At 68.0% G+C, this 13,307-nt stretch carries 15 protein-coding genes; all 15 read right to left on the bottom strand.

The window, feature by feature from the left end:
- Positions 1 to 48: 48 nt before the first annotated feature.
- The gene (locus tag CXX84_RS09765; RefSeq protein WP_102976502.1) at positions 49 to 1,119 is read right to left on the bottom strand and encodes an FUSC family protein; all 1,071 of its coding nucleotides are present in this window, start codon (positions 1,117 to 1,119) and stop codon (positions 49 to 51) included.
- 59 nt (positions 1,120 to 1,178) lie between these two features.
- Positions 1,179 to 2,099: a diacylglycerol/lipid kinase family protein gene (locus CXX84_RS09760; RefSeq protein ID WP_102976501.1), complete on the bottom strand. Its 921-nt coding sequence runs from the start codon at positions 2,097 to 2,099 to the stop codon at positions 1,179 to 1,181.
- Positions 2,100 to 2,203: 104 nt separating this feature from the next.
- Positions 2,204 to 3,577 carry an NAD(P)(+) transhydrogenase (Re/Si-specific) subunit beta gene (locus CXX84_RS09755; protein ID WP_102976500.1) on the bottom strand — a complete coding sequence of 458 codons (1,374 nt, stop codon included), beginning with the start codon at positions 3,575 to 3,577 and terminating at the stop codon, positions 2,204 to 2,206.
- The gene (locus CXX84_RS09750) at positions 3,574 to 3,894 is read right to left on the bottom strand and encodes an NAD(P) transhydrogenase subunit alpha (RefSeq protein WP_102976499.1); all 321 of its coding nucleotides are present in this window, start codon (positions 3,892 to 3,894) and stop codon (positions 3,574 to 3,576) included. The genes CXX84_RS09755 and CXX84_RS09750 overlap by 4 nt, the downstream gene beginning before the upstream one ends.
- The gene (locus tag CXX84_RS09745) at positions 3,894 to 5,063 is read right to left on the bottom strand and encodes a Re/Si-specific NAD(P)(+) transhydrogenase subunit alpha (RefSeq protein ID WP_102976498.1); all 1,170 of its coding nucleotides are present in this window, start codon (positions 5,061 to 5,063) and stop codon (positions 3,894 to 3,896) included. The genes CXX84_RS09750 and CXX84_RS09745 overlap by 1 nt, the downstream gene beginning before the upstream one ends.
- Positions 5,064 to 5,236: 173 nt before the next feature.
- On the bottom strand, positions 5,237 to 5,569 hold the full coding sequence (locus CXX84_RS09740) for an MmcQ/YjbR family DNA-binding protein (protein WP_102976497.1): 333 nt from the start codon (positions 5,567 to 5,569) through the stop codon (positions 5,237 to 5,239).
- Positions 5,570 to 5,623: 54 nt separating this feature from the next.
- Positions 5,624 to 6,427, bottom strand: coding sequence for an IclR family transcriptional regulator C-terminal domain-containing protein (locus tag CXX84_RS09735; RefSeq protein ID WP_102976496.1), 804 nt, complete (start codon positions 6,425 to 6,427; stop codon positions 5,624 to 5,626).
- A gap of 24 nt (positions 6,428 to 6,451) precedes the next feature.
- Positions 6,452 to 7,126: a 3-oxoacid CoA-transferase subunit B gene (locus CXX84_RS09730; RefSeq protein ID WP_102976495.1), complete on the bottom strand. Its 675-nt coding sequence runs from the start codon at positions 7,124 to 7,126 to the stop codon at positions 6,452 to 6,454.
- Between the two features lies 1 nt (position 7,127).
- A complete protein-coding gene (locus CXX84_RS09725) occupies positions 7,128 to 7,829 on the bottom strand; it encodes a 3-oxoacid CoA-transferase subunit A (protein WP_102976494.1) in 702 nt (233 codons plus the stop codon).
- 3 nt (positions 7,830 to 7,832) lie between these two features.
- Positions 7,833 to 9,050 (bottom strand): thiolase family protein, encoded by a 1,218-nt coding sequence (locus CXX84_RS09720; protein ID WP_102976493.1) that lies wholly within the window; start codon positions 9,048 to 9,050, stop codon positions 7,833 to 7,835.
- Positions 9,047 to 9,541 carry a 4-carboxymuconolactone decarboxylase gene (gene pcaC, locus CXX84_RS09715; RefSeq protein WP_102976492.1) on the bottom strand — a complete coding sequence of 165 codons (495 nt, stop codon included), beginning with the start codon at positions 9,539 to 9,541 and terminating at the stop codon, positions 9,047 to 9,049. Before pcaC ends, CXX84_RS09720 begins: the two co-directional genes overlap by 4 nt.
- The gene (locus CXX84_RS09710; protein WP_102976491.1) at positions 9,538 to 10,356 is read right to left on the bottom strand and encodes an alpha/beta fold hydrolase; all 819 of its coding nucleotides are present in this window, start codon (positions 10,354 to 10,356) and stop codon (positions 9,538 to 9,540) included. The genes pcaC and CXX84_RS09710 overlap by 4 nt, the downstream gene beginning before the upstream one ends.
- Positions 10,349 to 11,839 carry a lyase family protein gene (locus tag CXX84_RS09705; RefSeq protein ID WP_223253049.1) on the bottom strand — a complete coding sequence of 497 codons (1,491 nt, stop codon included), beginning with the start codon at positions 11,837 to 11,839 and terminating at the stop codon, positions 10,349 to 10,351. Before CXX84_RS09705 ends, CXX84_RS09710 begins: the two co-directional genes overlap by 8 nt.
- Complete coding sequence (pcaG, locus tag CXX84_RS09700; RefSeq protein ID WP_102976490.1) at positions 11,836 to 12,399, bottom strand: protocatechuate 3,4-dioxygenase subunit alpha; 564 nt, start codon at positions 12,397 to 12,399, stop codon at positions 11,836 to 11,838. The genes CXX84_RS09705 and pcaG overlap by 4 nt, the downstream gene beginning before the upstream one ends.
- Before the next feature lie 3 nt (positions 12,400 to 12,402).
- Positions 12,403 to 13,275 (bottom strand): protocatechuate 3,4-dioxygenase subunit beta, encoded by an 873-nt coding sequence (pcaH, locus tag CXX84_RS09695; RefSeq protein WP_102976489.1) that lies wholly within the window; start codon positions 13,273 to 13,275, stop codon positions 12,403 to 12,405.
- Positions 13,276 to 13,307: the final 32 nt, after the last annotated feature.

Genomic DNA, 13,307 nt, shown 5'->3' with positions numbered 1-13,307 from the left:
TGGGAGGCTTCCAGCTTACCTGCGCCGCGGCTGCGGCGAACGGAGCGCTTAGGGGCGCGACACGGGCGAACGTTCCCGGGAGCGCCGCCACACTGCCGGCGCAAGTACCACGGCGATACCGACGGCGGCTCCAATCACCGTTTCGACGATGCGGTCCCGGAGCAGGATGGCCGGCGAGGAAGGCAGGACGAGGAGGGTGGAGACCAGCGCCAGTGGCGTAACGAAAATCTGGGCCAGCAGATACTGCCGGATGATGAACATCTCGGCACCGAACTGGCACAGTGCCATGACCAGCACGGTCTGCCACGGTTCCAGCCCCAGGAGGAGAATGCCCGCCATCACCGCCAGGCCGAGCACGGTGCCAATGATCCTTTGTACGCCGCGGCGAACCCGGTGCCGCGTGGTGTGGCCCACCAGCGGGACGACGGCGGCCACCATGGCCCAGTAGTTGTGGCCGAAGCCCAGGCGGCTGCCGGCCCACGTGGCCAGCGCACCGGCGAGGCCGGCAGCAACGAGATAGCCGCACCCCTCAAGCCAGGCGGCGCGCATTTCTTCCGGCGTGCGGCGGATACGGTGCGGCCGGACCCACTCGGTCCGGCGGCTGGGCAGGACCCGGGAGGAGAACCCGATCAGCAGGCAGAAAGCGGTGGTCAGGACGGACACCAGCATGCCTTCCCAGAGCGGCGGCTGGTTGGGGATGGAAGCAATGGCCGCGAAGGCGAAGATGTGGAAGAGGGACCCCGCCGGGCGCAGCCGGAACCAGGAGATGGCCACTGAACAGCCGCCGGCCACCAGCGTGGTGGCCAGGACCAGGAGCCAGGTGGTGCCGGCCTCGTCCAGTCCCAAAGCGCCGCCGGCCCGGGCCGCAAGTGCTGCCAGGAGTATCACCAGCAGCATCAGCAGGCCGGCCCGCAACTGCAGGGAAAAGCGGATGCTGTGGGGTTCACCGCGGCCGTAGATGCCGGTGAAGGCTCCGAAGGACGCGAAGATGGCCAGGTCCAGCCGCCCCAGCAACACAAGGGTGAAGAGGGGAACAAACACGCCCACCGCACAGCGAAGGGCCGGGTGGTGGTCCTTGTTGCCTGGAGCAATGCTGAACATCTCAGCGAGCATCTTCACGTGGGAGTGGGCCTTTCCTGCGCTTCAGTGCCGGGGCACGCTCCTGACGTAGGGGAGACCTACATCCGAAGGGTCAGGGCGGACGGGTCCATGGTCATGACGACGTGTTTGCCCTGCCCTTCGTGGTCGCCGTCCAACTGGTAGTCGTCCTTGTGCTCCAGGGTGATCTCGACAGACTTGCCCTGGAAGTACTCCACAGCTGTGTCCTTGCCCCGGCCTTTGCCGATCATTCCGGCAATCACCGAGAGCCAGCCCAGCTTCCCGTGGTGGGGCGCCAGGACGGCGACATCCAGCAGGCCATCGTCCATCCTGGCCTCCGGGAAGATCTCCAGGCCGCCCTGGACCTTGCCGCAGTTCCCCACCATGACGCTCCGGACTCCGCGGCGGACCGCTTGCTTTCCGTCGATCACAATGATGGCTTTTACGGGTTTGCCCGGGAGGTTGCGGATGCCCGCGTCCACGTACGCGAGCCAGCCCACTTTGTGCTTGAGCTCCTGGTTGGTGTCAGCCATGATGGTGGCGTCGTATCCCACGCCGGCCATCACCAGGAACAGCTGCTCGTCGTCCGGGTCGCTGCGGCGGGCGCGGACCACATCAATCTTCCGCTCGGTTCCCAGCAGGGCCCCGGCCATGGCACCGTCGTAGTCCGTGACATCCATCCCCAGGTTGCGGGCCAGCAGGTTGCCGGTGCCCAGGGGAAGCAGGCCCATCGGTATGTCGCCGCCGGCGAGAACCTCGGCGACGCACCGCACCGTTCCGTCCCCACCGGCCGCAATGACAATGTCGGCGCCCTGGGCGAGCGCTTCCTTCGCCTGGCCCACCCCCGGGTCCTCCAGCGTCGTTTCAAACCACAGCGGCTCACCCCAGCCGTTTTCCACGCAATGCTTTGCCACCAGGCCACGCACGTCAATGTCCACCGGCTTGGCAGGATTGACGATGATTGCGGCGCGCTGTAGTGAAGTGGAGCTGTTGGCAGTCATGGTGTCCTCTGGTGCGAATGGAAAGGCTACTTCTCACAGAAGACTAGCCTGCCCTGCATGGCGTCCGCAGCAGGTTTCGCCGCGGGCCCGCACCCGGGCGGACGCTACAGCGCCTTGACCGCCCCGAGCACCTGGGCAAGCGAGTCCTTGGCGTCGCCGAACAGCAGCGACGTCTGCGGCTCGTACAGCAGGTCGTTCTCGATCCCGGCGAAACCGGGGCGCATGGACCGCTTGAGGAATACCACCTGCCGGGCCTCCGCCACTTCCAGGATGGGCATGCCGTAAATGGGTGAGCCGGAAGAGGTCTTGGCTGCCGGGTTCACGACGTCGTTCGCGCCCACCACCAGCGCCACATCCGCCGTCTTGAACTCCGGGTTGATTTCGCCCATTTCCTTGAGCGATTCATACGGCACGTTGGCCTCTGCCAGGAGCACGTTCATGTGGCCTGGCATCCGGCCGGCGACGGGGTGGATGGCGAAGTCGACCTCGATGCCCCTGCCCTCCAGGGCCAGGGCCAGCTCGGCGGCGGTGTGCTGGCCCTGGGCAACGGCGAGGCCGTAGCCGGGCACGATGATGACGCGCTGCGCGTAGCCCAGCAGAACCGCGACGTCCTCCGCGCTGGAGGACCGGACCGGACGTTCGCTCACGGCGGTGGATCCCGCCGTCGAACCTCCCCGGAAGGCGCCGAACAGGATGCCTGTCACGCTTCGGCCCATGGCAGCCGCCATGGCACGGGTGAGGATGGTGCCCGAGGCGCCCACCAGGGTTCCGGCCACCACCAGCAGCACGTTGCCCAGCACCACGCCGGACGCTGCGACGGCCAGGCCGGTGAAGGCGTTCAGCAGCGAGATGACGATTGGGACGTCGGCGCCGCCCACTGGCAATACGAGCAGGACGCCGGCGGCCAGTCCCAGCACCAGCAGCAGGACCGCGAGCGGCAGCGACCCGGTGAAGACGACGGCGGCAGCGGCACCCAGCGCGGCGAGCAGCACCGCGGCCATCACCACGGGAAGGCCCGGGAACAGCACCGGCCGGGTGGTCATGAGTTCCTGGAGCTTCGCGAACGTTACTCCCGATCCTGCGAAGGACACGGCGCCCACCAGGAGCGTGAAGACGATCGCCAGCCGAACCCAGGGATCGTCCGCATGGGTGAGTTCCAGGAGGGCCACCAGGGCTGCGGCGCCGCCGCCCACCCCGTTGAAGAGGGCCACCAGTTGAGGCATCTGGGTCATTTTCACCCGCCGTGCCACCGGTGCCGCCACGGCTGAACCCAGGGCTATGGCCGCGAGGATCCAGGGAATGTTCTCGAGGCGCGCGGACAGGAACACTGTCACGACGGCGATCAGGGCCCCCGCCGCACCGATGAGGTTGCCGCGGCGGGCGGTCCGCGGGGAGCTGAGCCCGCGCAGTGCCAGGATGAAGAAGACGGCGGCCACCAGGTACAGGAGCGATGTCCAGACGGGGTCGAGGAGACTCACTTGCCTTCCACCTTCCCGGCGCCCTCTTGACGCGCCACTTGCTTGCGCGCATGGAACATGTGCAGCATCCGGTCTGTCACCACAAAGCCGCCCACCAGGTTGGCGGTGGCCAGGACTACGGCGAGCAGCGCCACCGCGAGCACCAGCGGGTCCGCTGCCTGCCCTGCCACGATGATGGCACCCACCAGGATGATCCCGTGAATGGCGTTGGCGCCGGACATCAGCGGCGTGTGCAGGGTGCTGGAAACCTTGGACACCACCTCGAAGCCGACGAACACGGCCAGGACCGTGATTGTCAGCAGGCTCATTCCGTCCATCAGAGCACCCCTTCCTGCCGGCTGCCGGCCCGCTCCGCCACAAGGTCCGCCGTGGGCTGGTGGCGCACCGCGCCTTCGTGGGTCAGGCAGGAGCCGGCCACAACCTCATCAGTAAAGTCCGGGATAAGCTCACCATCCCGGACCATCAACACCAGCAGGTTTGCCACGTTTTTGGCGTACAGGCGGGACGCGTCAGAGGCCATGGCGGAGGGTGCGTCCTTCAGGCCGACAAGCATCACGTGTCCGGAGCCGTCGGCCGTTGGCATGGGAACATCCTGGCCGGCCACCACACCTTCAACGTTGCCGCCCGATTCGGCGGCCAGGTCAATCACTACCGACCCCGGCCGCATGCCCTGCACCATCTCCCGCGTGACCAGGAGCGGCGCGCGCCTGCCGGGCACCGCCGCCGTCGTAATCAAAACATCCGCCTGGGCAACGTGCGGGGCCAGCAGCTGGCGCTGGCGGGTTCCGGCGTCTGAACTGAGCTGGCGGGCATAACCGCCGGCAGCCTCCGCCGTTTCCAGGTCCAGCCGGATGAAAGTGCCGCCCATGGAGGCCACCTCGTCTGCGGAGGCGGGGCGGATGTCGTTGGCAAAAACGCGCGCGCCAAGCCGCTTGGCGGTGCCGATGGCCTGCAGCCCGGCCACACCGGCGCCGAGGACCAGGACCCGGGCGGGCGGAACCGTGCCGGCAGCGGTCATGTAGAGCGGGAAAAACCGGGGCAGGCGGATGGCTGCCTCCAGCACGCAGCGGTAGCCTGCCACCAGCGCCTGCGAGCTGAGGGCGTCCATGGACTGGGCGCGTGAGATGCGGGGCACGAGTTCCAGGGCGAAGGACGTGATGCCTGCGTCGGCGAGCGCCTGGACAGTTGGGAGTTCAGACGACGGCGAGGCCAGGCCTACGGTGACGGCTCCCCTTTTCAGGGACCGGGCGGTATCCGGGTCGAGGGGCCGGACATGGGCGAGGACGTCAAGCTGCGCCAGGTCCAGTTCCCCGACGATGTGCGCTCCAGCCTGCCCGTAGGCGGCGTCCGGATGCCCTGCTGCGGCGCCGGCGCCTGCCTCACAAAGGACTTCGGCGCCCAGCGCTGCCAGTTGCTTCACCGTTTCCGGTGTGGCAGCCACCCGCCGTTCACCCTCCCGGCGTTCCCGCGGTATGCCCAGTTTCACCCGCCGACTCCCCTCGCTGCGTGAGTGCGCGAGCGCCGCCCTGACAGGCTGTCCATGGTTCTGTTGTTCCGGGGCTTCGCAAAGCGGCGCTGCTGCACGTAGTTGGCTAGAGTCTATGGCCCGCACCGCAGCGGCGGGAGTAGGGCGGCTGGCTTGGGTGGCAAACAGTTACCTTAATGGTTTTCCGGCTGCCGGCGGCTGCCTGGGTTCCCACCCGCGAGCCGGTAGGAATCCTGCAGCAGTTCCTCCAGGAGCTTCGCATCGATCCGGTCCAGCCGCACGAGCACCAGCTGGGGAGAGCGGCTGTGGTGGGGTGTCCAGAAGTAGGTTTCCGGTTCGGTTCCGGCCAGGGCCTCGCGCTCGTCCGTTTTGACGGTGAGGACACCGGGTTCCCAGATCCGGGCCAGCAGGGTTCTGGCGAACCAGGCCGGCCGGCCCCAGCTCGGCCGCTCCGTGACCCCCGGCAGCGCGAGGGCAGTTTTTCGGACGTCATCCTCGGTGGCCATGAGCCACAGTGTGCCTTCGCGGCGGGCACCGCACAAGGGACGGCGTAAGGGAGATCAGCCCCGGGCAGTCAGGTCGGCGGAGACGAGCTTCGCCGTCGCCACGATCTCCTGGGCTACCGAGGCCAGGTAGGCGTCGGGATCCGTTTGCGCGGCCAGGGACTGGGCCTGCAGAGACACGTTGACGGCAGCCACCACTTTTGGCCCGTCGTAGACGGGAGCGGCCACGGACATCAGGCCAAGTTCCAGCTCCTGGTCCAGGAGGCACCAGCCCTGCGCCCGAACGGTGTCCAGGACTGCCAGCAGGTCTTTTGCGGTGCCCAGGGCGCGCGGGGTGAGCGGTTTGATCTCGGCAGCGGCCAGGTAGGCTTCCAGGCCGGCCGGCGGCAGCCCGGCGAGCAGCACGCGGCCCATGGAGGTTGCGTAGGCCGGGAAGCGGGTTCCCACCGTGATGCCCACGTTCATGATCCGGCGGGTGGTCACCCGGGCGATATAGGCGATGTCCGTTCCGTCCAGCACGGCGGCCGAGGTGGACTCCCCCAGTTTCAGGGACAGCTCCTCCAGGTGCGGCTGCGCCAGCTGGGGCAGGGACAACCCGGACAGATAGGCGTACCCCAGCTGGAGCACCTTGGCCGTCAGCGCGAAGGTCTTGCCGTCGGTCCGCACATAGCCCAGTTCCACCAGGGTGTGGAGGAAGCGCCGGGCCGTCGCCCGGGTCAGCCCGGTGCGGGCCGCCACTTCGGTCAGGGTCATCACGGGATGGTCCGTGTCGAACGCACGGATCACCGCAAGGCCGCGGGCCAGCGACTGGACGTACTGGTCACTGGCCTGCGGGGCACCCGCTGATGCTGCGTCGGTCATGGTTACCAATCCTAGGGCTCAGTTTCAGGCTGCCGGTGCCGCCTTGAGCTGGACGGGCACCAGTTCCTGGAGCTCCTCCAAAGTGCAGCCGAAGGTCTCCCGGACGGCCACGCCGTCCGGCCCGGTGAGGAACACGCCCTTGTCCGTGTACACGCGGGTCACGCAGCCGATGCCCGTAAGCGGGTAGGTGCAGGACTCGACGATCTTGGAGGCACCCTCGCGGGTAAGCAGGGTCATCATGACGAAGACGTCCTTCGCGCCGGTGGCCAGGTCCATGGCACCGCCGACGGCGGGAATCGCCCCGGGTGCCCCGGTGTGCCAGTTCGCGAGGTCCCCCGTTGCCGAGACCTGGAAGGCGCCCAGAACGCAGATGTCCAGGTGTCCGCCGCGCATGATCGCGAAGGAGTCGGCGTGGTGGAAGTAGGAGGCACCCGGAAGCTCGGTGACGGGGATCTTGCCGGCATTGATGAGGTCGCCGTCGATCTGGTCGCCTTCAGCTGCAGGGCCCATGCCGAGCATGCCGTTTTCCGTGTGGAGGGTGATGTTCTGTTCGTCCGTGAGGTAGTTGGACACCAGGGTGGGCTGGCCGATGCCAAGGTTGACAAAGGACCCGGGCGCGATGTCCTTGGCCACGAGCCGGGCCAGGTCATCCCGGCCCAGGGGTGTGGCTGAGGTCTGGATGGAGGTTGCGGTGCTCATGTCAGGCAACTTTCTCTTCCGTACCGGCGGTGCTGCCGGCGCCCGCGGGAACGCGGACCACTGTGTTGACGTAGATCCCGGGGGTCACCACGTTTTCCGGGTCCAGCCCGCCGGTGGGAACAATCTCGGAGACCTGGACGATGGTGTGCCTGGCCGCAGCGGCCATGATGGGCCCGAAGTTCCGGGCCGTCTTCCGGTACACCAGGTTGCCCTTGCCGTCCGCTTTGAGGGCCTTGATCAGTGCGACGTCGGCGTGGATGGGGGTCTCGAAGACCTGGCCGCGGCCGTCGATGATCCTGGTTTCCTTGCCCTCGGCGAGCATGGTGCCGTACCCGGTGGGGGTGAAGAACCCGCCGATCCCGGCGCCCGCTGCCCGGATCCGCTCCGCCAGGTTGCCCTGCGGCACGAGCTCCAGTTCGATCTCGCCTGCCTTGTACCTGGTGTCGAAGTGCCAGGAGTCGGACTGCCGCGGGAAGGAGCAGATCATCTTTCCCACCCGGCCTTCCTTGATCAGCAGAGCCAGGCCCTGGTCACCCTGCCCGGCGTTGTTGTTCACCACGGTCAGGTCCTTCGCGCCGCAGTCCAGCAGCGCGTCGATCAGTTCGAACGGCTGCCCGGCGTTCCCGAACCCGCCGATCATCACGGTGTAACCATCCTTGATGCCGGACACGGCCTCCTGGACGGAATCAACAAAAGTCAGCATGTCCTAGCCCTTCACGCCAGCAGTTACGTTTTCGAGCACCACGGCCAGGCCCTGCCCGACGCCAATGCAGATTGCGGCGACGCCCCAGCGTTCGCCGGAGGCCTGCAGGCTTCGGGCCAGGGTGCCCAGGATGCGGGTGCCGGAGGCGCCGAGCGGGTGGCCCATGGCGATGGCGCCGCCGTGCCGGTTCACAATGGAGGGGTCGATGCCCCAGGCGTTGATGCACGCCAGGGACTGCGCGGCGAACGCTTCGTTAAGTTCGACGGCGCCCACCTGGTCCCAGCCGATGCCCGCCTTCGCGAGGGCCTTGTTCGCTGCCTCCACGGGAGCAAACCCGAAGTACTGGGGGTCGTTTGCGTGTGCCCCGCGCCCGGCGATACGCGCCAGCGGGTCCAAGCCGAGCAGCCCCGCGGCAGCCTCGGTGCCCACCCAGGCTGCGGAGGCGCCGTCGGATAACGGCGACGCGTTCCCGGCTGTGACAGTGCCGCCCACTTCGGCGCCCTCGGGCTCGTTACGGAACACCGTCTTCAAAGCGGCGAGCTTTTCGGCGGTGGATCCAGGGCGAATGCCCTCGTCCCGGACGAGGTCCGTGCCGGGCACCGGCGTGACAAGGTTGTCGTAAAACCCCTCGTCCCATGCTGCAGCGGACAGGTTGTGGGAGCTGGCAGCGAACTCATCCTGCGCCTGCCGGGTGACCTTGTACTTCTCGCGGAGCCGCTCGGTGGCTTCACCCAGGGAGATGGTCCACTCCTTCGGCATGGCTTTGTTCACCAGCCGCCAGCCCAGCGTGGTGGAAGCCAGGGTCAGGTCTCCGGCCGGATAGGGCTTCTCCGTCTTCGGCAGGACCCAGGGCGCCCGGGACATCGACTCCGCCCCGCCCACCAGCATCAGCTCGGCGTCTCCGGCGTTGATCTGGCGGGAGGCGATGATGGCCGCGTCCAGCGAAGAGCCGCACAGCCGGTTGACGGTGGTGCCGGGAATGGCCACCGGCAGCCCCGCGAGCAGGGTCCCCATCCGGGCGACGTTGCGGTTCTCCTCGCCGGCGCCGTTGGCGTTGCCGAAGACCACTTCGTCGATCCGTTCCGGGTCCAAGGCGGGGGCGCGCTTCACGGACTCCCTGATCACATGCGCCGCAAGGTCATCCGGGCGGACCCCGGCGAGGCCGGAGCCGAACTTCCCGAAGGGGGTGCGCACGGCGTCGTACACAAAAGCCTGGTTCATGATGGTTCCTCTTGATTCTGGTCTGACGCGGTGCCCGTCGCGGCGCTGTCCACTGGAGTGCTGTCCAGTTCACGGAACACCTGCTGGGCGGTCTTGAAGGCGGTGTTGGCGGAGGGGACTCCGCAATAGATGGCGGTCTGCAGCAGGATCTCCTTGATCTCGTCCCTGCTCAGGCCGTTACGCACAGCGGCGCGGACGTGCATGGCCAGCTCGTCCCAGTGCCCGTGCGCCACCATCGCGGTGATGGTGACGGCAGAGCGCATCTGCCGGCTCAGGCCCGGGCGGGTCCAGATTCCACCCCACGCGATCCGCGTGATCATGTCCTGGAAATCCTCCGTGAACCCGTCCTTGGTGGCGTTGGCCCGGTCCACGTGCGCGTCCCCCAGGACTTCGCGCCGGACCTTCATGCCGCCGTCGTAAACCTCCTGGCCGGTGGCACCGGGCTGGACCACGCCATGCCTTTGCCCGCCGCGGGACTGGCTGCCGTTCACTTGGCCCCCACCTGCGATTCGGCCCAGGCGATGAGGCTGCGCATCAGCTCCGCCACGTGTCCCGGCGCCTCGGCGGGTGCCAGGTGGGCCACCCCCCCGAGCGTCACCGCGGTTGCGGTGCCGCCGCCGGCGGTGATGCCTGCCGCCACATCTTCAGCGAACGACGGCGGGGCCACCTCGTCCAGCGCGCCCGCAATAACCTGCGTGGGGACCCGGATGCTGCCCAGGTCCTCCCGGACATCGAAGGCTGCCAGGGCTTGGCAGCAAAAGGCGTAGCTGAAACGGTCGGCATCCCGCAGGGCGTGCAGGAGCCGGCTGCTCAGCTCCGGCTCGCGGTCCATGAAGCCGGGTGCGAACCAGCGCTGCGCCGAACCCTGGATCATCACCCCGGTACCCTGCGTCCGGACCGTTTCAGCGCGCTCCAGCCATCCTTCGGGTGTTCCCAGCTTCGCGCCGCTGCACTGCACGGACAGGCTCTTGAGCCGTTCACCATGTTTGATGCCCAGCTGCAGTCCGGTGGCACCGCCCAGGGAGACGCCGGCGTAGTGGAAGGACGCGCCGGGGGCAATGGAATCTACGAGGTCCACCACGGCGTCAGCCAGCCCCGCGACGTCGAACGTTTCGGTGGCAGCGGGCGAGACACCATGGCCGGGCAGGTCCCAGGCCACCACGTCGTAGTCGTTCCCGAGCACTGAGGCGGTGCGGTTCCACAGGATGGTGGAGGTCCCCAGGGATGGTCCAACCACCAGGAGCGGGTGGTCCCCCAGGGGCCGCTGGGGCGAGAGCAGTGCTGCTTTCAGGGCGGGTTTAGCCACGGGAGACTCCGTTCGCGTCGGTAGTGGATAGTTCGATGGGCGCCGCAAATTCGGGGAACGCGGCCAGGATGCGCTCGGAAATGCTGCCGGCTTCGCCCAGATAGCTGCCGAGGTCGAGGAGCTCCTCCAGCCGAACGTCTGTCAGCGCGTCAGCGGGTACGGCGTCGCGGAGCAGCTTGCGGTAGGTGCTGCCCTGTTCCGCCGGCGGTGCCTGCAGCGTCTGGTCCACCACGGCCTGGAGCTGCTGCTTGCCGTTGACGCCGTCCCTGTCCTTCAGCAGGGGTGCCACGGCGGCAGCCACGCCTTCGGCCAGGACCAGCGGACCGGCGAGGTCAAGGTTCCGGCGCATCGCGTCCGGGAAGACCTGCAGTCCTTCGGTGAGCTCCCGGACATGTCCGGCCGCCCCGAGTGTGAGTGCAAGGAGCTGCCGGAGCGCCGGCCATTCGATGTGCCAGGCACCGTCCGGGCGTTCATCGGTGAAGTTTGCTGCCGCCAGGTGCAGCTGGCCGGCCAGGCCCGGGGCCTGCAGCGCGGCGCTGCGGACCAGCACGGACAGCACCGGGTTCTGCTTCTGCGGCATCGCGGAGGATACTCCCCGCCCGGCAGCCCGCGGTTCCGCCAGCTCGCCGACCTCGGGCCGGCTCAGGAACAGGACGTCCGCGGCGATCTTGCCCAAGGCATCCAGCACGGCGGCGAGGGCGTTGCCCAGGGAGGTGATGGTGATCCGGTTGGTGTGCCAGGGGGCGACAGCTGTGGCCAGGCTCAGTTGGGCGGCCAGGGCATCGGCCAGGCTGAAAGGCGTATGCGATGAGCCGGAGGACAGGACCGTTCCGGCGGCCAGCGTGCCGGCCGCGCCGCCGAACTGGACCGGGAAGGGCAGGGCCGCCAGCACACGCCCCGCTGCCGCAGCCCCGTGGAACCATTGAGCGGCGCGCAGCCCGAACGTGAACGGGAGGGAATGCTGGGTCAGGCTCCTTGCCACGCACAAGGTGCGCGCATGCTGCTCCGCCAAGGCTGCGAGCGCCGCCGTCGTCCTTTTCAGGTCCCCCAGCAGTGCCTCCACAGTGTTGCGGGCCACAAGCATCAGCGCGGTGTCCAGGACATCCTGGCTGGTCAAAGACGTGTGAACTGCCTTCCCTGCCCCGATGCCCGCCGTGTCCAGCGCGGCGACGTGCTTGCGCAAGTCCGCCAGCAACGGAATCACCGGGTTGCCGCCGCCCTGTGCCCGGTGCGCGATATCGGCAGGATCGTAGCGGCCGGGCTCGGCAGCAGCGGAGACGACGGCGGCGGAACCGGCGGGAGCCAGGCCGGCGTTTTCCAGCACGGCCGCCCAGCCGGACTCGACGGCGAGGATGGCCGCCAGCACCGCCCGGTCACCCGTCAGCGCCGCCACCAATACCGAGGCCGAGACGGGGCTCAGCAGGCCGGCGTCGCCCACTCCCCCGACGGCACCCGAAGATCCCAGGCTGGCGGCTCCCGTCACTGGAAGTCCAGGAAGACTGTTTCGCCCTCACCCTGGAGACGGACGTCCCAGGTGAGGCCACCGTCGGCGTCGCGGCGTGCGATCAGTGTTTTGCGGCGCTCGGGATCCAGGGAGCGGAGCAGCGGGTCGTTGGCCAGCGCCTCGTCGTTGTCGGGAAGGTAGATGCGGGTGAAGAGCCGGTTGGTGAGTCCGCGGGCGAAGATGGCTACGGAGATGAAGGGTGCCGCGCCCGGCTTTGTGGGGCCGGGGTTCACGGTGGTGAAGGTGAAGATTCCGGAGTTGCCCACGGCACCGCGGCCCCATCCCGTGAAGGTGTAGCCGTCGCGGACCAGCGAGCCGGTCTTCTGGACAACGTTGCCGTCCGCATCGGGCTGCCATATCTCCAGGATGGCGTCAGGGATGGGCTGGCCGGACCCGTCATACACAGTCCCCTGGAGCCGGATGGAGCCGGGTGAGCCGGGGGCCAGGAGCTCGTTGTCCTTTTCGAACGGCAGCGCGTAGCCGTAGAACGGTCCAACGGTCTGGCCGGGGGTGGGAACAAGTTTGGTCTGGTTGCTCATGGCCTACTCCTCATCGCCTTCTGCGCCAAGCGCCTCGTTTTCGGTCCAGGTCCGCTTGGGGCCGGTCAGGACGATGTCCCAGTTGTAGCCAAGGGCCCACTCGGGTTCGGTGAGGCTGTGGTCGTACGTGGCCACGAGCCGGTCGCGCGCATCCTGGTCCACGATGGTCTGGTAGATCGGATCCAGCGGGAACAGCTGGTCGCCGGGGAAGTACATCTGGGTGATGATCCGCTGGGTAAATTCGGTGCCGAACAGGGAGAAGTGGATGTGCGCCGGGCGCCAGGCGTTGAGGTGGTTCTTCCACGGGTATGCGCCGGGCTTGATGGTGGTGAACCGGTAGGAGCCATCGGGCCCTGTGATGCAGCGGCCGATGCCCGTGAAGTTGGGGTCGATCGGCGCCGGGTGCTGGTCGCGCTTGTGGATGTACCGGCCGGAGGAGTTGGCCTGCCAGATCTCCACCAGCTGGCCCGCCACAGGCCTGCCGTCACCGTCAAGGACCCGGCCTGCCACGATGATCCGTTCCCCCTGGGGTTCCCCGTTGTGCTGAATAGTCAGGTCCGATTCGAGCGCGTGCACGTCCTGGTGCCCGAAGGCCGGCGAGTACAGCTCGATGGTTTCCGGGTCCGCGTGGTGCAGGCTTTTGGTGGGGTGGCGCAGGATGCTGGAGCGGTAGGGCGGGTAGTCCAGCCGGGGCTGGGTCTCTGCGGGCGTGCCCTCTTTAAGCGCCCGGGCGTACGCATCGCCCAGCGCGTTGATCTCGGCACTGAGGTCGGCCTGGGTTTCGATGGCGCGGTCCAGGGGCAGGTGGGCTGCCTTCGGCTCGGCGGGCGGCACAGACTCGTCCGTTTCAAGCTGGGCGTTGGTGTCTTCCGGCACGGCTGGCTCCTTTCTGGTTTTCCATTGATTGC

Source organism: Arthrobacter sp. AFG7.2 (assembly GCF_002892835.1).
Classification (GTDB): Bacteria; Actinomycetota; Actinomycetes; order Actinomycetales; family Micrococcaceae; genus Arthrobacter.
Note: the sequence above shows the minus strand (reverse complement) of the source record. Positions and strands in the feature narration are given on the sequence as shown.